The 20,878-nt window shown below is 38.2% G+C and carries 26 protein-coding genes; 15 read left to right on the top strand and 11 right to left on the bottom strand.

Annotation, left to right across the window (positions count from 1 at the left end; all coding sequences use genetic code 11):
* Positions 1-692 precede the first annotated feature (692 nt).
* The 6 genes from rpmH (at position 693) to ACZ5QH_RS22815 (ending at position 5,301) form a co-directional block, all read left to right on the top strand.
* Positions 693-827, top strand: a complete 135-nt coding sequence (rpmH, locus tag ACZ5QH_RS22840; RefSeq protein WP_000831329.1) for a 50S ribosomal protein L34 — start codon at positions 693-695, stop codon at positions 825-827.
* A gap of 33 nt (positions 828-860) precedes the next feature.
* A complete protein-coding gene (gene rnpA / locus ACZ5QH_RS22835) occupies positions 861-1,253 on the top strand; it encodes a ribonuclease P protein component (RefSeq protein ID WP_004718937.1) in 393 nt (130 codons plus the stop codon).
* 9 nt (positions 1,254-1,262) lie between these two features.
* On the top strand, positions 1,263-1,583 hold the full coding sequence (gene yidD / locus ACZ5QH_RS22830) for a membrane protein insertion efficiency factor YidD (protein ID WP_004718939.1): 321 nt from the start codon (positions 1,263-1,265) through the stop codon (positions 1,581-1,583).
* Positions 1,584-1,588: 5 nt separating this feature from the next.
* Positions 1,589-3,328: a membrane protein insertase YidC gene (gene yidC / locus ACZ5QH_RS22825; protein ID WP_004718941.1), complete on the top strand. Its 1,740-nt coding sequence runs from the start codon at positions 1,589-1,591 to the stop codon at positions 3,326-3,328.
* A gap of 89 nt (positions 3,329-3,417) precedes the next feature.
* A complete protein-coding gene (gene mnmE, locus ACZ5QH_RS22820) occupies positions 3,418-4,782 on the top strand; it encodes a tRNA uridine-5-carboxymethylaminomethyl(34) synthesis GTPase MnmE (RefSeq protein WP_303577852.1) in 1,365 nt (454 codons plus the stop codon).
* Positions 4,783-4,938: 156 nt separating this feature from the next.
* A complete protein-coding gene (locus ACZ5QH_RS22815) occupies positions 4,939-5,301 on the top strand; it encodes a NirD/YgiW/YdeI family stress tolerance protein (RefSeq protein ID WP_004818181.1) in 363 nt (120 codons plus the stop codon).
* Between the two features lie 32 nt (positions 5,302-5,333).
* Here ACZ5QH_RS22815 and ACZ5QH_RS22810 read toward each other — a convergent pair whose 3' ends face one another.
* Positions 5,334-6,515: an MFS transporter gene (locus ACZ5QH_RS22810; protein ID WP_303577853.1), complete on the bottom strand. Its 1,182-nt coding sequence runs from the start codon at positions 6,513-6,515 to the stop codon at positions 5,334-5,336.
* Between the two features lie 161 nt (positions 6,516-6,676).
* A complete protein-coding gene (locus ACZ5QH_RS22805; protein ID WP_004818177.1) occupies positions 6,677-6,943 on the bottom strand; it encodes a metal/formaldehyde-sensitive transcriptional repressor in 267 nt (88 codons plus the stop codon).
* A gap of 87 nt (positions 6,944-7,030) precedes the next feature.
* On the opposite strand from ACZ5QH_RS22805, the gene dmeF reads away from it, so the two are divergent.
* Positions 7,031-7,993, top strand: a complete 963-nt coding sequence (dmeF, locus tag ACZ5QH_RS22800) for a CDF family Co(II)/Ni(II) efflux transporter DmeF (protein ID WP_303577854.1) — start codon at positions 7,031-7,033, stop codon at positions 7,991-7,993.
* 156 nt (positions 7,994-8,149) lie between these two features.
* Positions 8,150-8,851, top strand: a complete 702-nt coding sequence (locus ACZ5QH_RS22795; protein ID WP_105714707.1) for a DsbC family protein — start codon at positions 8,150-8,152, stop codon at positions 8,849-8,851.
* A gap of 69 nt (positions 8,852-8,920) precedes the next feature.
* Here ACZ5QH_RS22795 and ACZ5QH_RS22790 read toward each other — a convergent pair whose 3' ends face one another.
* From ACZ5QH_RS22790 to guaD, 3 genes are all read right to left on the bottom strand, one after another.
* Entirely contained in the window at positions 8,921-9,172 is a 252-nt protein-coding gene (locus ACZ5QH_RS22790) for a GlsB/YeaQ/YmgE family stress response membrane protein (protein WP_004718955.1), read from the bottom strand.
* Positions 9,173-9,370: 198 nt separating this feature from the next.
* On the bottom strand, positions 9,371-9,898 hold the full coding sequence (gene hpt, locus ACZ5QH_RS22785; protein ID WP_004718958.1) for a hypoxanthine phosphoribosyltransferase: 528 nt from the start codon (positions 9,896-9,898) through the stop codon (positions 9,371-9,373).
* 232 nt (positions 9,899-10,130) lie between these two features.
* Positions 10,131-11,462, bottom strand: a complete 1,332-nt coding sequence (gene guaD, locus ACZ5QH_RS22780; protein ID WP_034613314.1) for a guanine deaminase — start codon at positions 11,460-11,462, stop codon at positions 10,131-10,133.
* Between the two features lie 243 nt (positions 11,463-11,705).
* On the opposite strand from guaD, the gene ACZ5QH_RS22775 reads away from it, so the two are divergent.
* Entirely contained in the window at positions 11,706-12,272 is a 567-nt protein-coding gene (locus tag ACZ5QH_RS22775) for a nucleotidyltransferase family protein (RefSeq protein ID WP_303577855.1), read from the top strand.
* Here ACZ5QH_RS22775 and ACZ5QH_RS22770 read toward each other — a convergent pair.
* From ACZ5QH_RS22770 to ACZ5QH_RS22750, 5 genes are all read right to left on the bottom strand, one after another.
* On the bottom strand, positions 12,269-12,670 hold the full coding sequence (locus ACZ5QH_RS22770) for a hypothetical protein (protein WP_303577856.1): 402 nt from the start codon (positions 12,668-12,670) through the stop codon (positions 12,269-12,271). The two genes, ACZ5QH_RS22775 and ACZ5QH_RS22770, sit on opposite strands and share 4 nt — an antisense overlap.
* An 82-nt stretch (positions 12,671-12,752) precedes the next feature.
* On the bottom strand, positions 12,753-13,718 hold the full coding sequence (locus tag ACZ5QH_RS22765) for a TerC family protein (protein WP_004718969.1): 966 nt from the start codon (positions 13,716-13,718) through the stop codon (positions 12,753-12,755).
* Between the two features lie 292 nt (positions 13,719-14,010).
* Entirely contained in the window at positions 14,011-14,550 is a 540-nt protein-coding gene (locus ACZ5QH_RS22760) for a cysteine hydrolase family protein (RefSeq protein ID WP_303577857.1), read from the bottom strand.
* Positions 14,551-14,741: 191 nt separating this feature from the next.
* Positions 14,742-14,897: a hypothetical protein gene (locus ACZ5QH_RS22755; RefSeq protein WP_244014520.1), complete on the bottom strand. Its 156-nt coding sequence runs from the start codon at positions 14,895-14,897 to the stop codon at positions 14,742-14,744.
* Positions 14,898-15,033: 136 nt separating this feature from the next.
* On the bottom strand, positions 15,034-16,242 hold the full coding sequence (locus ACZ5QH_RS22750; protein WP_303577858.1) for a sugar transporter: 1,209 nt from the start codon (positions 16,240-16,242) through the stop codon (positions 15,034-15,036).
* Between the two features lie 172 nt (positions 16,243-16,414).
* Between ACZ5QH_RS22750 and ACZ5QH_RS22745 the strand changes: the two genes are divergently transcribed.
* From ACZ5QH_RS22745 to ACZ5QH_RS22735, 3 genes are all read left to right on the top strand, one after another.
* The gene (locus ACZ5QH_RS22745; protein ID WP_004818159.1) at positions 16,415-16,702 is read left to right on the top strand and encodes a GNAT family N-acetyltransferase; all 288 of its coding nucleotides are present in this window, start codon (positions 16,415-16,417) and stop codon (positions 16,700-16,702) included.
* A 53-nt stretch (positions 16,703-16,755) separates the two neighbouring features.
* The gene (locus ACZ5QH_RS22740; RefSeq protein WP_004718976.1) at positions 16,756-17,040 is read left to right on the top strand and encodes a GNAT family N-acetyltransferase; all 285 of its coding nucleotides are present in this window, start codon (positions 16,756-16,758) and stop codon (positions 17,038-17,040) included.
* A 62-nt stretch (positions 17,041-17,102) separates the two neighbouring features.
* Positions 17,103-17,480 carry a hypothetical protein gene (locus ACZ5QH_RS22735; protein ID WP_004818156.1) on the top strand — a complete coding sequence of 126 codons (378 nt, stop codon included), beginning with the start codon at positions 17,103-17,105 and terminating at the stop codon, positions 17,478-17,480.
* A gap of 44 nt (positions 17,481-17,524) precedes the next feature.
* On the opposite strand, the gene mpl is transcribed toward ACZ5QH_RS22735, so the two are convergent.
* Positions 17,525-18,892 (bottom strand): UDP-N-acetylmuramate:L-alanyl-gamma-D-glutamyl-meso-diaminopimelate ligase, encoded by a 1,368-nt coding sequence (gene mpl / locus ACZ5QH_RS22730; protein WP_244014514.1) that lies wholly within the window; start codon positions 18,890-18,892, stop codon positions 17,525-17,527.
* 205 nt (positions 18,893-19,097) lie between these two features.
* On the opposite strand from mpl, the gene ACZ5QH_RS22725 reads away from it, so the two are divergent.
* From ACZ5QH_RS22725 to purE, 3 genes are all read left to right on the top strand, one after another.
* On the top strand, positions 19,098-19,667 hold the full coding sequence (locus tag ACZ5QH_RS22725) for a hypothetical protein (RefSeq protein ID WP_034613301.1): 570 nt from the start codon (positions 19,098-19,100) through the stop codon (positions 19,665-19,667).
* A gap of 64 nt (positions 19,668-19,731) precedes the next feature.
* Positions 19,732-20,076: a DMT family protein gene (locus ACZ5QH_RS22720; RefSeq protein WP_034613299.1), complete on the top strand. Its 345-nt coding sequence runs from the start codon at positions 19,732-19,734 to the stop codon at positions 20,074-20,076.
* Between the two features lie 282 nt (positions 20,077-20,358).
* The gene (purE, locus tag ACZ5QH_RS22715; protein WP_004718991.1) at positions 20,359-20,871 is read left to right on the top strand and encodes a 5-(carboxyamino)imidazole ribonucleotide mutase; all 513 of its coding nucleotides are present in this window, start codon (positions 20,359-20,361) and stop codon (positions 20,869-20,871) included.
* The last annotated feature ends 7 nt before the right edge of the window (positions 20,872-20,878 follow it).

Here is a 20,878-nt window from a genome sequence, read left to right as displayed (position 1 = left end):
GTGAAACCCCTTCATTCAATTTTAAATTCAAAAAAGACTATTTACCCCTACCCTGTAGGTGAAGGGGTCGCCATTCTAACCAAGTTATCCACATCTGTCATGGTTAATTCAATCTAATTCGCTCAAAAAAGCAACCTTCTGTAAATAAATTCAAATTCAAAGCAGGTGTGGATAAGGTTTTCCACAAGCTGTGGATAAATTATCACAGAAAGTTATCCACAATCCATCAAATTAATAGAAACATGGATACTCACAGGGTAAGTTATTATTATTTATCTTAAAAAAGCGGTTTTCCACAGAAAAAATGCTCCCTAATAATAATAAATATAAATTTTAAATTTGAATTTATTTATAAGGATCAGGATTTCTGTGGATAAAGCTTAAGTTATGAATTTAAATTCAAAACAACACGATTTTTAAATTTAAAATTGAGAAATTAAATTTAAATTGTGAATCAGCCTATGGATAACTTTGAGGATATATCTGTGCGTAACTCTTATTTGCATTATAAAAGAATAAGTTATGCTGTGAATATATATTTTTAATAATTTATTCAATTTAATCTATATAAAGTTGTTGTCTGGGTAAAAATAAAGCGTCTATATAAAAGAAATGTGTATATTTATTGACAGAATAAAGAATGCACAATACAATCGCGAACCTTTAGAAAAGATCAATTTTGGAGTTTCGATATGAAACGTACATTCCAACCATCTGAATTAAAGCGCAAGCGTGTTCATGGTTTCCGTGCTCGTATGGCTACTAAGGCTGGTCGTCAAGTATTAGCTCGCCGTCGTGCAAAAGGCCGTCATAGTTTAACTGTTTAATTTTTTAGACAGTTGATAGACGACTTGGGTGTTATGTCTCTTTATAGTTTCAGTCCAGAGGTGAGAATCCACTGCGCTGCTGATTACAAAGATGTATTTGATGGTGCGCTTTTTAAAGTGCATCAACCCCATTTTATATTCTTAGCAAAAGTCACCGAACAGCCTAAAAGCCGTTTGGGTATTGTTGTTGCAAAGAAGAAAGTGCGCCGTGCGCATGAAAGAAATCGAATAAAACGTTTAACGCGTGAAAGTTTTCGCTTAAACCAGCAAAATATAGATTTATTGGATATTGTGGTGATGCCTAAAGTTGGTATAGAAGCAGTTCCAAATGCTGAGCTTTTTCAGCAATTACAATTTGCTTGGTTGAAATTGCAGCGCATTGTTAAAAAGCACCATAAAATAGCTCAATCTTCCCCTCAAAAATAGAGGATACCAATGATTCGTTTATTGCATTGGTTGATTCGTTTCTATCAAATTGCGATTAGTCCTCTCATTGGACCTCGTTGTCGTTATATTCCGACTTGTTCTCAATATTCGTTAGAAGCGATCCATACGCACGGCGCATTAAAAGGTAGCTGGTTAGCGACCAAACGCGTGTGTCGTTGTCATCCTTGGGGTGGGTATGGTTATGATCCTGTGCCAAAAAAAACAATTCGTTTTATTTCATTTCAGCAAATAGATTCTCAAACGCTTCATGTTCCTGTACCCTTGCGTGAACGTTTATTGAACCAAAATCACTCTAACCACTTGGGGTAATAGATATGCAACAATGGGCCAGGTTTGCAATCCTTGGGGCCATGTTAGTCACCGCATATTTGCTCATTTTGGCTTGGCAAAAAGACTATGGTCATGACAATACATCGAAGGCTGCGACACCGCAGGCTGTTGTAGCGCATGATGTGTCTGCCGATCTGCCAAAAGGTCAAGCAACTGCGGCCACTAGCGATGTTCCACAAGCAAATATAGCTGCTGCACAACAGAATACAGCTGCACCAGCCACAGCAAATCAACAATTGATTTCAGTACAAACTGACCTTTATCATCTTTGGATTAGTCCTAAAGGTGGTGATATTGTTCGTATTGAATTACTGAATCATGACAAGAGCAAAGACAGTGATCAGCCTTTTGTTATGCTTGAAAGTGATGCAAAACGTACCTATGTTGCGCAATCTGGGTTAATTGGATTAAATGGTCCGGACAGTAAGCCAGATCGTCCAAACTATGCGTTTGAAAAAACTGCTTATACTATTGCAGATGCCAAAGCAGCCAAAGACAAAGATGGCAAGACATCGCAAGTTTTAGCTGTACCAATGGTATTTAAAACAGCAGATGGCGTTGAAATCATCAAAACATTTACCTTTAAACAAGGTCAATATCCAATCGATGTAAGCTATCAGGTTGTCAACCGTAGTGCGCAAAATTGGCAAGGACAAATGTTTGGTCAAATTAAGCGTGATAACTCAGATGATCCAGGAAAAACCTCTCAAGGGATTTTTACACTTGGAACATATTTGGGTGGCGCTTGGGGTACACCTGATGAGCATTATAACAAGCTAAAATTTGCAAACTTTACTGATGAAAAACTCAACACTGAAGCAAAAGGCGGATGGGTTGCGATTGTTCAGCATTATTTTGTAAGTGCTTGGATGCCTGGTCATTTTGGCGGTCAAGAATACACAGCAAAATTGGAATCTCGTAAATCTGCAGATGGTATGAATATCATTGGGTTTACTTCTCCAACCATCAATGTTCCAGCTGGAAAAGCAATGAGCATTGATGCAACGTTCTACTCAGGTCCAAAAATTCAATCTGAATTAAAAGACTTGGCTGTTGGTTTAAACCAAACTGTAGACTATGGTTGGTTATGGCCAATTGCAAAATTATTATTTGCTGGTTTACAGTTCTTCCATAATCTTGTGGGTAACTGGGGCTGGTCAATTATCTTATTGACTGTATTGGTTAAGCTTATTCTTTGGCCATTGTCGTCTAAGAGCTATCGTTCTATGGCGAAAATGCGTGTGATTGCACCTGAAATGCAACGCATGAAAGAAGAGTTTGGTGAAGACCGCATGCGTTTCTCACAAGAAATGATGGCGCTTTACAAACGTGAGCAAGTCAATCCACTTGCAGGTTGTTTACCATTGCTGTTGCAAATGCCAATCTTCTTAGCATTGTATTGGGTATTGATGGAATCTGTAGAGCTTCGTCATGCACCATGGATGCTTTGGATTCAAGATTTATCTGCGATGGATCCTTGGTTTATTTTGCCGTTGATCATGGGTGTAACGATGTTTGTTCAACAAATGTTGAACCCACAACCTACTGATCCAATGCAAGCTAAAGTCTTCAAAATCATGCCGATCATGTTTACAGTATTTATGCTGTTCTTCCCTTCTGGCTTGGTTTTATACTGGATTGTGAACAACTCGATCACGATTCTGCAACAATGGTTTATCAACAAAAATGTTGCTAAAGCCAAAGTCGCAAGCGAAGTAGTTTAATCTTCATAGATTAAGCAATAGCTGAAAAAATCCGCTTAAGATGGTAATCTTAGGCGGATTTTTTTATTGTCAAAGTTTGAGTAATTTAGATGAGCAACCCTGTAAGCCAAACCACAATTGCAGCAATTGCGACTCCACCTGGACGTGGTGGTGTAGGTGTGATTCGTCTATCTGGTCCTAAAGCTTATGCGATTGCACAAGCTTTAACTCAAAAAGCGCTTCCCCAAGCGCGCTTTGCTGGTTTTCGTCAGTTTTTTGATGAAAAAGGTGAGGTGATGGATGAGGGCCTAGCAATTTGCTTTCCAAATCCAAACTCGTTTACTGGTGAAGATGTGGTGGAATTGCAGGGACATGGTGGTCCTGTAATTCAAAATGCACTTCTTGCACGATTGTTCGAGCTGGGTGCTATTGCCGCCAAAGCAGGCGAGTTTTCCATGCGAGCCTTTGAAAATGGCAAAATAGACTTGGTTCAAGCTGAAGCGATTGCAGATTTAATTGATGCGACTTCACAAGCCGCTGCGCGTTCTGCAGTACGTTCTTTGCAAGGTGCATTTTCCAATAAAGTGAATACCGTGTTGGAAAAACTGATTCATTTACGTTTGCATGTTGAAGCGGCGATTGATTTTCCTGAAGAGGAAATCGACTTTTTGGCAGATGGAAAAATTCTTCATCTGCTTGAAGATGTGCAGGCTTCAGTCTCTGCTGTACAACACTCTGCGCGTCAGGGGCAATTATTACGTGAAGGTCTGCAAGTGGTGATCGCAGGTAAGCCAAATGCGGGTAAATCTTCGTTATTGAATGCCTTGGCGGGAAATGACCGTGCCATTGTTACGGATATCGCAGGAACGACGCGTGATGTACTGCATGAGAAAATTACTTTAAATGGCTTACCCATCACACTGACCGATACTGCGGGCTTACGTGAGACAGGTGATGTGGTCGAAAAAGAAGGCATTCGCCGAGCAATCAAAGAAATTGAGCAAGCGGATTTATTACTTTTGGTTTATGACCTCAGCCAAGGTGAAAATCCTTTAGCATTGGCTCAGCGCTATTTTGAAGATCATTTAGAAACTAAACGCTTGATGTTGATTGGTAACAAATGTGATTTAACTGCGCAGTCACCCGAATTAAGCGATTTTCAAGGTTTTCGCCATATTAGTGTGTCGGCCAAACAGGAAATGGGCGTACAAGCGCTTATAGATGCGATTACAGCGCATGCTGGCTTCCATCCTGAAGAAGATACCTTTATTGCACGTACACGCCATTTAGACGCAATGAAGCGCACTCAGCACTATCTTGCAGAAGCACATGAACAACTTGAGGTCTATCATGCGGGTGAACTGGTCGCTGAATCGTTACGTTTAGCACAGAATGCCTTAGCTGAGATCACAGGCGATTTTAGTGCAGATGATCTGTTAGGGGTAATTTTTGGCTCGTTCTGTATTGGAAAGTAATTTGTATTGGAAAGTAATCCTTTACTCTAAAAGCTTAAAAGCGGACATAAGTCCGCTTTTTTTGATGAAAAGTTGTGCTTTTGTAAGCTGAATTTACATCAATCTTAGAATTGTTTACTGTAAGATCAATTACATATTCAACAAAGGCTTCTTTTCATGAAAAAAACTCCTTTATTGCTTGCGATTGCTGTTTTAGTGATGACGTCAAATGTTTGGGCGGGTAAAGATGATCATGTGATTATTCAAGAAGCTGCCAAAAACAAGATCACCATTGGACAAGCAATACGTGCCAATGATGAAACAGCAGTCACCTTGACGGGGACAATTGTTCGTCAAATAAAACATGAACATTATGAGCTAAAAGACAGCACAGGAACTATTGGGATCGAAGTGGATGACGATCTTATCGATTTAAAAAAGTTAAAACCGGGTACCAAAGTTAAAGTTGTGGGGGAAGTGGATACTCACCGCTATAAACCCACTGATATAGAAGTGGTTAAAATTGAGATTATTCAATAATTGCTTTTAACCAACATCTAGGCGTACAGCGCCTAGATGTTTGATCCAACTTTAATTTTTAAATGACTGATCAATAAATAAATACATAAGATACCGATTCCTGCACAAAAGCCTAAAACACCAACCATTAAACCAAAATGATCAGATAAAAAGCCTGCGCTAATGATCGGCACAATGGTGCCAAAATAGGCAATAAACAAATAAGTAGAAACCACAGCTGCCCGATTTTCAACATTGGTCATGTGGTGAATCAATGCAAAAGCACTCAGTAACGTTAAACCATGCCCCATTCCGACCAAAACCACACTCAAAAAGAATAAGAAACTCCAATGCATGGTCATACAGATCGATAAAATAATATAGCTGGAAATCAATAAGACTAAGCCTGTATTCAATGCTTTATGCATATCAAAAGACTTTGCGATAAATTGGACGATCGCAGAAACCATTAAGATACTGGCAATGGTTGCACCACTGACCAATGGTCCATGCCAAGGAATCACATCTCGAATAAAGGAAGGTGCTAATGAAGCAAATAAACTAAATGAGCCAAAAGCACAGAATGCGGTAAAACTGGCGATATAAAACAGTTTTTTAAATTGAGCTTCTGGCAGTTGTAAGTGGGGTGCAATAGAAAATGGCTGCCTTTCAAACCTCATGGTTTTAATCGTAAATAAACTCATCAAACTGATGATTGCTGCAACAATTACGGGTAAATAAGGTGTGACAAGTGGACGATCAGAAAATTGTGCGATTGCACCACCAATAAACGGGCCCAGTCCAAAACCAATGACGGTAATAATTGAACTTAACTGTGCGGCATTCTGTTTATGTGAGTCAGGAATGGTATAAATTAAACCTAACATTGCGGAGGTGCTGATCAATCCAGAGGCAATACCAATGATAAAGCGCCCAAATCCAAGCAAATAGGTGGTTGATGCAAACACCGACAGTGTTAAGCCAACCACAGCAAACAATAGCCCGATTTGTAAGGTACGAATAAAACCAAAACTATTACTGCTACGTCCTAAAAATAATAATGTGGTTAAGCAACCAAACATATAGGCCACGAAAATATAGGTGATCTGGCTTGGGAGTAATTGCCAAAGTTGTTGATAAATTGGATATAAGGGGCTAGCAAGCGCTGTACCAATCGTACCAATACATAAGGCTAGGCTGATCATTAAAAATGAACGCCATGATTGTTGATTCATAAATATAGGACTTCAAATGCAAATGTTTTGCAGATAAAAATGCCAAACCTGTTCAATACAAAGTTCGGCATGGAAGGAATTGAGTATGGAAAGATTAAAACTTAATCAGTAAAGGGTCAATGGAAACTTGAACATTCAAGCATAGATGACTGTGAATTGAGTTATGAATAGCGTTTTAGCAGCTTTAAAAATTCTTGTAATTCAGCTTCATCTACGGCTTGAGTGTCTTTAATCACATGCTCAGTTAAATGCTGCTCAATCAATTCATTCATTAAACCATTCACGGCACCTTTAATTGCCGCAACTTGCTGTAAAACGCTGATACATGAGCTGCTTTGATCATTCAAAGCTTCTTCAATCGCATGAATTTGTCCTTTTAGTCGTTTCACACGATTGAGGACTTTTTTATCTTGATGTAAATGACTCATAAATTAATCCGCTATTTTATATACTCCCTTATAGTATATTTTAAATTGAAATTATATACTCAGGGAGAGTATATAGGATCATGCCTCATGCAATTCAAAACCATTCAGCGAAAGCATAGCCATCAATTTGATCAAGGTAATCCTTTAGCACAAAAGAAAATCTTATGGGCGACCATTTTGACTGGATTGATGATGATTTTTGAGATTGCGGGAGGCTGGATTTTTAATTCCATGGCCTTACTCGCAGATGGTTGGCATATGAGTTCGCATATGCTGGCATTAGGTTTGGCTTATGCTGCTTATCGAGCTGCTCGTTATTATGCGCAGGATTCTCGTTTTAGTTTTGGCACATGGAAAATTGAAATTCTTGCTGGCTATAGCAGTGCAATTCTATTGATGGTGGTGGCCTTATTTATGGCCTTCCAGTCGCTAGTGCGTTTATTCCATCCTGTACAGATTCATTATAATGAAGCGATTTTGATTGCTATTTTAGGCTTATTGGTCAATTTGGTTTGTGCATGGTTATTACACGATCATGCTGACCATCACCATCACCATCACCATCATTCACATACGCATAATGACCATCATGGACATGATTTAAATCAAAAAGCTGCGTTTTTACATGTGGTTGCAGATGCACTGACCTCTGTCTTGGCGATTATTGCTCTTTTTGCTGCAAAGTATTTGGGGTGGGATTTTTTAGATGCTGTATTGGGGATTGTTGGGGCCATTTTAGTCGGGCGTTGGTCATATGGTTTAATCAAAGAAACGGCGCAAACATTGTTAGATGCGGAAATGGATCATCCTATAGTTGAAGACGTACGTGAAGTGATTGAGCATCTAAATGTTGAAGCCCAAATAACCGATATTCATGTGTGGAAAGTGGCTAAAGGCAAATTTTCAGTGATTTTGGCGCTTGAATCCAATGATAAAAATTTAAATGCAGATCAGATACGCCAGGCTTTATCTATTCATCAACAATTGGTGCATATTTCTGTTGAAATCAACAAAACCGCAATGTTTAGTTGGGTTTCACGTGAAACCTGAGCAAGAATAAAGTACAGTTTTTTTAACAGTTGAATGTGCTGTGATTGGTAGAGAACCATTGCAAACAGAGATAAGGATCAATCACAGTTTTTAAACAAGTCAGCTGATGAATTATGCTTTAATGCATCTCAATATTTATTTTGATTTTATCGATTTATGTTAAAGCAATTTATCGCATTGAGCTTAAGTCTGGCTTTTTGTACAGCTGGTTTTGCCAGTGTTGAGACTGTGAAAGCAAAATTAGCACAGCAGTATCCCAATGTAAAAATTAATAATCTGCAAACAACAGAAATGCAGGGTTTATATAGTGGGACCTTGGATAATCAAATTGTTTATGTCAATGAGGATGCCCAGCATTTATTTATTGGTTCAATGATTCGTTTGAAAGATCAGCATAATTTAACCAAAGATTTAGCAGTTAAAGGAAATACGATAGATTTTAAAGCATTACCTTTGAATGATGCGGTAAAAACAGTCAGGGGGAATGGAAAGCGTCAGCTTGCAATCTTTTCTGACCCAAATTGCCCATATTGCAAGACGCTTGAAGGGAATTTAGCCAAGCTCAATGATGTGACAATTTATACATTTATCTATTCCATCAAAGCACAATCGATTTTGCCATCTAAGCAAGTATGGTGTTCTGCAAATAAAGAATATGCATGGAAAAATTTGATTCAAAATGGGATTAAACCAACTGCACCAGCAAATTGTGCAACGCCAATTGAACGTAATTTGGAATTGGGTAAAAAATTAGGTTTGCATGGAACACCAGCAATTATTTTCTCAAATGGTTATAAGGTGATGGGTGCCTACCCTGCCGAAGAAATTGAGAAAATATGGAAAAATTTTGGATTATAAACAGCGCTTAGAATGCTGACAGCGTAAAAAAGCACCCATTGAGGGTGCTTTTTATATTGAGGAGAAAATTTAAGTACGTTTGGCAATCATGTTATAGATAAAGAGTACCACTATTGCACCAATGACTGAGGCAATAAATCCAGCTGATGCACCTTTTGGATATAGGCCGAGTAATTGACCACCATAGGTTGCAACCAATGAACCTACAATACCGAGTGCTGTTGTTACAATGAAGCCAGCTTTGTCATCACCTGGGTGAATTGCACGTGCAATTAAACCAGCAATAAAACCAATCACAATTGCACTAATCAGTGACATCATAATCTTTCTCCTTTTTCTTTATTTTGTCGTGAGTTACTGCATCGAATTAGTTTAATAATCAAATATTCTCTAATGAAGTAAAAGCGCTTATTTGCTACAAGTTGTTGCATTTTTGTTCACTATGAAAGCTAAAAAAATAAAAAAAGCGACCGAAGTCGCTTAACTCATTTTAGTTAAAATGATGTGGTGAGGTCTCAATTAAAGACCAATTTCCCCGATAAACGGAATATGACGGTATTTTTGATCGTAGTCTAAACCATAGCCCACAATGAATTTATCTTCAACTTCAAAGCCCAGAAATTTCACATCTAAATCGATTTCACGGCGAGACGGTTTGCTGACTAAAGTACACAGCTCAATCGAGTTGGGATGACGTGTACTTAAAATTTCCAATACTTTGCTTAAGGTATTGCCAGAGTCAATAATATCTTCCACGACTAAAATATCTTTACCACGAATTTCGCCGTCTAAATCTTTGAGGATTCTGACATCACGAGAAGATGTTGTACTGCCACCATAGCTTGAAACGGTCATAAAATCGAGTTCGTGAGTCTTGCTGATTGCACGACATAAATCAGCCATAAAAATCACTGAACCACGCAATAAACCAATTAAGACAAGCTCTTTATCGCTATTGGCATAATGTGCATCAATTTTTTTACCAAGTTCCTGAACTTTTGCATGAATTTCTTCAGCAGAAATCATCACTTTCATTTCAATAGTCATGGGAAATACCTAAAAACCTAAACATCAAATTCTAAAATTAAAAAAGGTGTTGACTAGCAACACCCTAAAAGATGACATAATTTTAAAACATATCAGATCAAGATGCATCTTTTTTGACATTTGAAAATGTAAATGCCCTAATTTAAGCCGAAATGATCAATGTGCATCACGTTTTAAAACGAATGCACAAATCACAAAAACTGTACCAATCAAAATCAGTTTTTTCTTTGATTTACGCGGTTTTTGTTTGGTTTTGCTCATAGGCTTTTTGTCCATAAATATAGGTGGCTTGAATATTGCGATCATCCCCCATGGTAAATAAGGCAAATAATGCATCGTCTATGTTTTTAGCACGTTCCTGACGCAGTTGTTGTAGCGCCGTTGCTTTTAAATCTAGCACAACAAAATCGGCTTCTTTACCGATATTGAAATTGCCCAATTGCGCATCCAAATGCAGCGCTTTCGCTCCACCAAGCGTTGCATGGTAAAGCGCTTCCATTGCCGAAAGTTTATCACCTTGGAGTTGTTGCACTTTGTAGGCTTCATTGAGGGTTTGTAATTGGCAAAAGGCTGTTCCTGCACCAATATCTGTTCCTAAGCCGACTTTGACCTGTTTTTCCCAGGATTTTTTTAATGGGAATAAACCACTTCCCAAAAATAAGTTTGATGTCGGGCAAAATGCAATCGCTGAATCAGTTGCATGCATGCAATCCCACTCATGCTCTTCTAAATGAACACAATGTGCAAAAACAGAACGCTCTCCTGTTAAACCATAGTGGTGATAGACATCCAGATAACCTTTCTGCTCTGGGAATAAGTCTTTGACCCATGCAATTTCATTTTTATTTTCACTAAGATGGGTATGCACATATACCGTTGGATACTCTGCTTTTAACTGCCCTGCTTTTGCCAATTGCTCAGGTGTAGAGGTTGGAGCAAAACGCGGAGTAATGGCATATAGGTTACGACCTTTACCATGCCATTTTTCAATCAGTGCTTTAGAGTCAATATATGCGCTTTCAGCAGTATCTGTGAGTGCTTCAGGTGCATGACGATCCATCATGACTTTACCTGCGATTAAACGCATCTGATGCTGTTCTGCCGCTTCAAATAAGGCATCGACTGATTGGGGATGTACCGTACAAAAAACCAGTGCCGTCGTGGTGCCATTTTTAAGTAATTCTTGGACAAAAAACTGTGCGATTTTGTCGGCATAGGTTTTATCTGCAAACTGAATTTCTGTTGGAAAAGTATAGGTATTTAACCATTCTAAAAGTTGTTCACCATATGCACCCACCATTTCTGTTTGTGGAAAATGAATATGGGTGTCAATAAAACCAGGCACAATCAGTTGTTCTGGGTAGTGATCAATTTGAATATCATCTGTCAGGTGAGACTGTGCATCTTCCCAAGGGCCAAACCATGTGATTTTGCCTTGCTCTGTGATCAGTAAACCATCTTCGATATAACGAACTTGATCTAATATTTGAGCTGCTTGAGAAACGGTATTTTTAATATCAAGAAAACGCCCACGAACCGCTGTTTTCTGTACAACACAAGACATGTAGAACCTGCAATTTATCCTTTTTTCGATTGATTGTACCTGAAATTTGTATCAGGTGCTGTATGCAGTTTTGCGCGAAAGCATTCTAAAAAATTGAATAACGTTATTTTTTATTGTTTTAGCGCAGGGAAATTTTTATCGAAATATAACTAAAATTAGTGGCTAAAGGCATATTCTATATTGTGAGTTTATCTTGATAGCAACAATCGCTACAGTCTTGGAAAATGGTGAAATAAGACAACAATGGACAATACTAAACAGTTAAAACAGATCATCTATTCATGCCCTGAATTGATGCTTCGGTTACAGTATTTGCGAGATATTCATGCACATGCATACTTGAGTGCAGGTGTAATTCGTAACTTGGTATGGTCTATTTTACATCATCAGAGTTATGGATTTGATCAGATTGAAATCGATGTCATTTTCTATGATTTAAATGATCAACAAGGCCTTAAAGAGCAACGTTTGACTGAATTGTTAAAGCAAAAATTTCCTAATAATGAATGGGATGTAGTCAATCAAGCCTATGTGCATTTGTGGTATAAAACAGATGATGGAAGCTCTATCCCTCAATACCAATCCTTATTCGATGCTTTATCCGCATGGGTTGAAACGGCAACCGCAATTGCAGTACGTTTACTTGAAAATGATGATATCGAAATTATTGCGCCGTTTGGGCTAAATGATTTGTTTGAATTAAAATTGAGATGGAATAAACGTTTGGTTAGTTATCCAGTTTTTTTAGCACGGATTCAGGCTAAACAGTTTTTAACCAGATGGGAAAAGCTGCTTGTTGTGGATGATTAGGGGATCAGATTTAAATTAATCAAACCATAGTGAAGATCATACTCCAAGACAACAGATGACCATGTGGTGTCTAAAATCGAAATCTTCGTTTGATGTTGTATTTGCAGATTGAGTTGATGTTTCTTTTTCAGTTTTTTAACAATATCAGAATCCAATAAATGACCATCATGTGCCGCTAAAATAATTGAAAATGCTAAATCTTGCCCATACTGATGGATAAAGATTTCATTTCCATAATGTCCAAACAATGTAAATCCTAAAGTTATTTTCCACTCTGTTTTTTGTTGATCAAATTGTGCATGAAATTCACCTTGCTGTAGCATTGCTAGACCAATGACTTTGCCGTCTATACAGACACGTTTTGTTTTAAAATTGATGGTTAAACATGCATTGCTCATTTTGGTCCTTTTAATCTGGTTTAAATCGTTGAGTATTGTTGATCATAAAAAAACCTTCCAATTGGAAGGCTTGATCTAGTGTTTACAAGGTTGTTTCATGGTGCTTTTTGCTATGGCGAATAGAGAGCCAAGCGGTAATTGCCAAGACAATCACAATGAAACCTAACGAAATCCAAATCGGCATATGGAAGACATCCAGCATTAACATTTTAAAGCCAATGAAGACTAAGATGATGCCTAGGCCATAAGGCAAATAATGCATCTTAGACGCAGCACCCGACAATAAGAAGAACATTGCACGTAGACCTAAGATCGCCATTAAATTCGCAGTTAATACAATAAATGGATCACTGGTCACCGCAAAAATCGCTGGAATAGAATCGACCGCGAAAATTACATCTGAAGCTTCAACTAAAATTAAGACAAGGAATAACGGGGTTGCCCACAACACACCATTTTGACGAACAAAGAATTGAGCACCTTCTAATTTTGGGGTGATTCGCATGTGTTTACGCAACCACTTGAGAATAGCCATATCTTCGATATTGGTTTCTTCTTCATCCTGTCCTTTAAGGAATTTATAGCCTGTATAAACCAAGAACGCACCAAAGAGATAAAGCACCCAAGAGAATTCTTGAACGAACCATGCGCCAATAAAAATAAAGATAGTACGTAAAATAATTGCACCTAATACACCATAGAGCAGAATTTTACGTTGTAAGCCTTGGGGAATCGCAAATGCAGCAAAGATCATCAACCAGACAAAGACATTGTCGATCGCTAATGATTTTTCAAGTAGATAACCTGCAAAGTATTCCATGACTTTGCTATTGGCAATAGAAACCCCCGCGGTTTGTTGTAGATACAGCCATAAACCACCACCAAATAACGCTGCAACACTGACCCATGCAATGCTCCAGTAGGCAGCAGTTTTAATTTTGACTTCTTGCCCTTCTTTTTGTTTAAAGCCTAAAAAGTCGATCAGTAGCATGACAATAACAATAGCGAAGAACGCTAGATACAGCCATGGATTGCCAATAGTTTCCATAAAACTCTCCGAATCTGGCAATCAGGCATAAAAAAACCTTGACCTGTTGCCAGATGATTAAACATCTGTGTCAACATGATCAAGGTCTTGCCTACATTTGAGTTATGTACATCAATCTCAAATGCTCAGATACCGGCTTTTTTCAAAGCGTAATGACGATATTCTGATTAAAGGAGGCTACTCCCCTTGTTCAATATACTGTGTAAGAAATCTTTCATTTCTTAATATCTAGTCAGAATCGCATATTTATTTAAAATGTGCAAATTTTGAATGTATTTTTATGTAGCTTGTTTTATGTACAAAATTCAGCGCTGGTTTTTAGCGCAACAAAAGCTTGATTGAGCGTTGAATTATGATGCTGAATAATACGGTCAGCATTGAGAACCTTTGAATCTACTGTGCTGTGCGCATCTGAAATTAATGTCACTTTATAATTTAAGTCTTTTGCCGCACGGCTTGTGCTATCAATACAAAATTCAGTTTTTAAACCACAGATGATCACTTCTTCAACATTTAAAGACCCTAATTGTTGTGCTAAATCTGTTTGGAAAAAGCAATTTGGCCGTGTTTTTTCTAAGATGTAATCTGTATTAGGATCAATATTTAATTCAGCAATGAGTTGAGTCATTGGACTATTTGGTGCGAGTCCTGTGCCAGCTAAACCAACATGACGTATCGCAAAAATCGGAATGTGTTTAACACGCGCATATTCAATGAGCTGATTGATGTTTTTCAACAATTGATCAGCTTGAAATGGTGGATGCTGTGCATGAAATAGACCATTTTGTAGATCAATAACGAGTAAGGCTTGCTTATTGTGATACTCAGACATGAGTTTCTCCGTAAATATTGACCAAATCACGGAGCAAAAAATAACCCCGCTCATTGGCAGGGTTGGTTTCTACATTTTATTTTAAATGTATACGTCCACACTGCCGATGCAGTGTGGTGGTTAATAATTTAAATAAAATGATTGCTTGCATTGCAGTTATTGCCTATATGGGACTTTACGTCCGCACTGGGTTAATTTGGATACTTGTGTCGACGGCGCAGTTCAGCTTGTGCCCACGCAATTGACTGCTTCATGTCTTGCCGTAATGCTGTGATCTCAGATTGGGTCAAGACTCTAGGCTTTTCTGAAGTGTTCGGTTTTTCCTTGGGTGAGGCGGTCAATGCCATCGAATTGCTCCTTGATACCTACATACACCTTCACTGTTCGCACGATGTCTTTTTTGACCTTAAAAAAGCCAAGTTAACTTTTATCAAATTAAAGTTTTTAACTCAGCATGTCACTTTAAAACTTGTAAAAAGATATTTATTTTTTTTGAATAAAATCTTTACGTTGTACAAGCACTAAAGCTAACAGGGTCCCAAGAACAGCGATTATACCGCCAACGATGCCAATATGGTTGAGCCCATAATTGGTAGTCACTAGGCCGCCAAGCAAAGCGCCGCCACCAATACCCACATTGTATAGTCCTGAATAAATTGCCATCGCGACATCAGTGGCATCAGAAGCTAAAGCCAAGGTTTTGGCTTGTTGAGCTAAGCTAAAGCAAATAATCGCCATGCCCCAAAATAAACTCAGTAGACTAAAACTGGTAAAATCAGTACTCAGTGAAGTCAACAATAACATCGAAACAGCCAATATCGCACTACTTAACGGTATCGGAAGTTTGGGATATTTTTTGGCAAATTTACCGAATAAATAAGAGCCAAAGAAACCCGCTGCGCCATAGATTAATAATAAAGTTGTGGTCTGTGTCGAGCTAAAATGCGCAACATTCAGAGCAAAAGGTTCGATATAACTGTATGCGGTAAATTGTGCGGTAATCACAATAATGGTCAGAGCAAAAACAATCATCAGGCTTGGGCGTTTTAAAAATACCTTTAAACTACTCAGAGAACCTGAATTGACGCTTGGTAAGCGTGGTAATGTTTTGGCTAAGATGACGCAAACTATAGCCGCACCAATTGCAATCAAAGCAAAAGTATTACGCCAACCATAAGATTCACCAATCATTCGTCCAAATGGAATACCTAAAACCATCGCCAATGCCGTACCTGTGGCCAATAGCCCCAAAGCTTGAAATTCTTTACCTTTGGGTGCGACTCGCACTGCCAGTGATGCAGTGATTGACCAAAATAAAGCATGAGAAAATGCGATACCAATTCGACTGATCAGGAGTACATCGAAACTCCATGCAAAATAAGATAATGCATGACTGGCCACAAAAACCATAAATAAGATGATCAGTAAAAAGCGCCGTTCAATATTTTTGGTCAATAACATGATCGGCAATGAAATGGGTGCAACAACCCAGGCATATAGAGTAATCATGATACCAACATCAGTTGCAGGCATCGCAAAGCTTTTTCCAATGTCACTCAGTAAAGCCACAGGAACGAATTCTGTGGTATTGAAAATAAATGCTGCGAAAGCAAGGCTAATCACACTGATCCATTGCTGGGATTCACTGGGGGCAGATTGTGGTGCTGGAGTTTGGGGAGATAAGGCAGACATGGTCAATATTAAAAGAGGTTAGCGCTAAATTTTAGGCTGAATTGTGGATAAAGTTAAGCTAAGTTTGTTGTATCAAAAATAAAACTGTCAGACAAAATTTAACAATAATTCAAATATAGTTATGGCATTTTGAATAGGCCTATAAATTTAAACGTATATAAGAGTAAATAAAATGTTAGAAATCAGACATAAAGATGATGGTAAAAAAGGTGAATTTTATATTGGTGAAGAAGGTCACCATTTGGCTGAAATGGCGTACACATGGGCAGGCGAAAATATGTTGATTATTGACCATACACTTGTAGAAGATGAATTGCGTGGTCAAAGTGTAGGTCGAAAATTATTAGATCAAGTTGTAGAGATGGCTCGCTCAAAGAATGTGAAAATTATTCCACTCTGCCCTTTTTCAAAATCAGTATTTGATAAAGATCAATCGATTCATGATGTTTTGAAATCTTAAGTTTGCTTTGCTACAGTGGGATTGTGTTATAGAACATCCATGAGAAAGAATATATGCAATTCCAACATGTAGATAATCAACAAAAAGGTGAATTTTACTTTGATAATGAACAAGGTAAGCGAATTGCTGAGATCAGTTATTTATGGCATGGTGAGCATCAGATCATTGCGAACCATACTTGGGTAGATGACTCCTTGCGTGGTCAAGGAATTGCGCGTCAGTTGTTGGATACTTTGGTTGAATTTGCGCGTGAAAAGCAGCTTAAAATTGTACCTACTTGTTCCTATGTCGAAGTCATGTTTAGACGTGATAAAAGTTTTGTTGATGTGAAAGCTTAGCTTTATTGTGTGCCCAATGCTCATTGGGCCGTTCAGATTCAGATTCGGTTAGAAGATTAAACATGTTTAAAAAAATGATAATCACTGTATTGTTATTGAGCAGTTCATCGTTCAGTTTAGCAATGAGTTGTTTTGAATTAAATTTACAAACCTATAAAAAAGAGCAAGAAATACAGCCACGTTGGGAGTTGTTAGGCAAATCTAAACATCGTATTTATTTTTATTCAGCGCCCAAAAACATCTGTAAGATGAATGATACTTTTGTGCTTCAAAATGATAATGTCACGGCTTATTCAATCTATAAAGACAGAAAAAAACAACACTGGGTTTATGTGATATTTAATGATCCAAATCAAAATATAGAAGATGATCTGGTTGAAGGTTGGGTCAAGCTTAAGGATTTTAAACTTATTGAAAGTACACCCTCAGTAAATCAATAAAAAAACCCACAAAATTTTGTGGGTTTTCTACACTTTATTTCGACTTATTTTGCTTTTAATGCTGCAATCAATTTTTGATGTAATCCACCAAAACCACCATTGGACATAATCACCACAGCATCGCCCTCACCTGCTTGTGTAACAACGGTACTGATAATGTCATCCAATGTACGAGCCACAACGGCTTTATTGGTTGCAGCGTCAATGACAGGCTGTAAATCCCAGTCCAGACCTTCAGGTTGATACCACATCACTTCATCTGCAAGACGTGCAGAATGTGCCAAGCCATCTTTATGACTGCCCATACGCATGGTGTTTGAACGTGGTTCAATAATCGCCCAAAGCTTACGCTCACCTAAACGTTTACGTGCACCTTCAAGCGTTGTATCAATCGCAGTTGGGTGATGGGCAAAGTCATCATATATCTCAATACCATTCACTGTATCAAGTAATTCCATTCGGCGTTTCACCCCACCAAAATTCGATAAGGCTTCACATGCTGTTTCAATTGAAACGCCGACATGTTCAGCTGCTGCAATGGTTGCCAAAGCATTGGCAACACTGTGTTGCCCTGTCATATTCCACTTCACTTCACCTTTTACTACGCCGTGTTGAAGCACTTTAAAATGCGAACCATCCGTAGAAAGCTGTTCAGCATAAACTTCAGCACTGTTATTGGCGTCAAGTGAAGTCCTTACGACAGGTGTCCAACAACCCATTTGTAACACTTCATCGATATTGGTTTCAGTGATCGGGGCAATGATACGACCTTCACTTGGAATAGTACGAACCAAATGATGGAATTGTTTTTGAATCGCTGCTAAATCATCAAAAATATCGGCATGGTCAAATTCAAGATTATTTAAAATCGCAGTTTTTGGATGGTAATGTACGAACTTTGAGCGTTTATCAAAAAAAGCAGAGTCATACTCATCTGCTTCTACACAGAAATATTTTCCACCACCTAAACGTGCGCTTTCACTAAAGCCTAAAGGTACACCACCAATTAAAAAGCCTGGATTTAAACCTGCTTGATCCAGTACCCAAGCCAGCATTGTTGTTGTGGTGGTTTTACCATGGGTACCTGCAACACCAAGCACATGTTTGCCTTGTAAAACATGGTCAGCAAGGAATTGTGGACCTGAAATATATGCTAAACCTTCATTGAGCATATATTCCACCGCATCTATACCACGCTTCATTGCATTGCCTACAATGACAAGATCTGGATGTGGTTGTAAATGGCTACGGTCATAGCCTTGCATTAAGGTAATGCCAGCATTTTCGAGTTGGGTCGACATCGGTGGATAAACGTTCGCATCTGAACCGGTGACCTTATGTCCTAAATCACGCGCCAATAGCGCCAATGAACCCATAAAGGTGCCGCAAATACCCAAAATATGCAGATGCATTCGTGTTAACTCCAGTGCTTTTATAGACACATCACTTTGTTGTTGTGGTGTAGCCGTTTCATTTGATTTGAAAGCAACGATAGCAAGGGTTAAGGCGAAAAGATAGTTTTTCTTGTTACGATTTTAAAGGATAGCTTTTACGGATAAAATCCTGCATATTTGCAGTTGAATATAGACCGTAAAATAAAATTTATTGTTGTCAGACATGTCAAAATTTCGAAAAAGAACAGCGAAAAAATTCGTCTTAAATCAAATTTATCCTTATTCTTCGATCAGTAGTTTATTGATTGCTTTGCCAGTAATGTTGATTTATGGCATTGCTTATTATTCTTTGTTGGGTGACGGTTTTTATTTAGGTCCAGTAAGCTTAACGTTTTTGTTTTATTTTGCTACAACGACAAGCCTAATCCGACTATTTACTAAAGATGTCTCCATTTGGTTTGATGATCAGTATATGTATCTTCAATTCAATCAAAAAGCGCCGCAAAAATATGCCAAACAGGAAATTTTAGGTTTTTACAGTTATGATTATTCAACCAAATCACCTTTATTATTCAATTCAAAAGTTTCAATTCATTTTTATCTCGATCAGGGTCAAAAAATATTTTTAAATGATTCTTCTTATAGAAGTATTGTTAATGAAAATAAGCGTCGATTATTACTTAAATTTTTAAAAACAGCTCAAAGTGAATTGGAGTTTTATCCTGTTCGTGCCAAATCCAGATTCTTTGCCACTCATGTGTATTGGTATGCACGTCATCATGATCAAGATTGAAGATTTTTTACTTTTAAAAAATGCAGTGTAATCTATTGAGGCATACATAATTGTTGAGTTAAAAATGGCTTTATCTCTCCCCCTTTTATTACTAATTATCTCCAACTGTTTTATGACCTTGGCTTGGTATGGGCATTTAAAATTCTTACATGATGCACCTCTGTGGCAAGCGATCTTGTTTGGTTGGATCATTGCCTTACTTGAATACAGTTTTATGATTCCCGCAACACGTCTATTGGCACAACATGGTTGGTCGTTGGGGCAAATGAAAATCACCCAAGAAGTGGTGACACTGTTGGTTTTTGTTCCGTTTATGATTTTCTTGTTTAAACAACCATTTAAATTAGATTATTTATGGGCGGGTTTATGTTTGATGGGCTGCGTGTTTTTTGTGTTTAGAAGCCAGTAAATGAGTTGCCATGGTGTGAATTAACAAGGATTTTACTCAGACAGCATATTCATCTCATGTCCCAATCTTCAGCAATTTTCCTGCTGTTTATGAGTTCGAGATCATAATTATTCTCAAGTCAAACGGCTTTTAGGTTGTTCCCTTAAAAAAAATTGACTTCCTACGTCTGTTAAATTTTCGTGAGATGAAAAATCAGTCTATAATAGCGAGCTTCTTGATATTCATTTAAACACTGATCACCAGTATTTAAACTTCCTTACATTCGTTTATGGAATATATGCAATGAATGCGGCCGCTGTACAAGACGCTCCTCTCGTTGGAATTATTATGGGTTCTCAATCAGACTGGGCAACTCTCGAAAACACTGCCAATATGCTGAAACAGCTTGGTGTTCCTTTTGAAGCCGAAGTTGTTTCTGCGCATCGTACGCCAGACCGCTTATTTGAATATGCTGAAACAGCACGTGAACGTGGTATTCAGGTGATTATTGCTGGTGCTGGTGGTGCAGCACATTTACCAGGAATGTGCGCAGCAAAAACAGATTTGCCTGTGCTGGGTGTTCCTGTGAAATCTTCAATTTTAAATGGCGTTGATTCATTGTTGTCTATTGTACAAATGCCTGCAGGTATTGCAGTTGGCACATTGGCAATTGGCCCTGCGGGTGCAACCAATGCCGCAATCATGGCCGCTCAAATTTTAGGTTTAACTCGCCCTGAAATTGCAAAAAATGTTGCAGATTTCCGTGCCGCTCAAACCGATAAAGTGGCAAGTAAAAATATTCCGGGTCAAGCTTAAAAACGGG

Source organism: Acinetobacter sp. Ac8, assembly GCF_055392545.1.
This window is presented reverse-complemented; position numbering and strand designations above follow the sequence as displayed.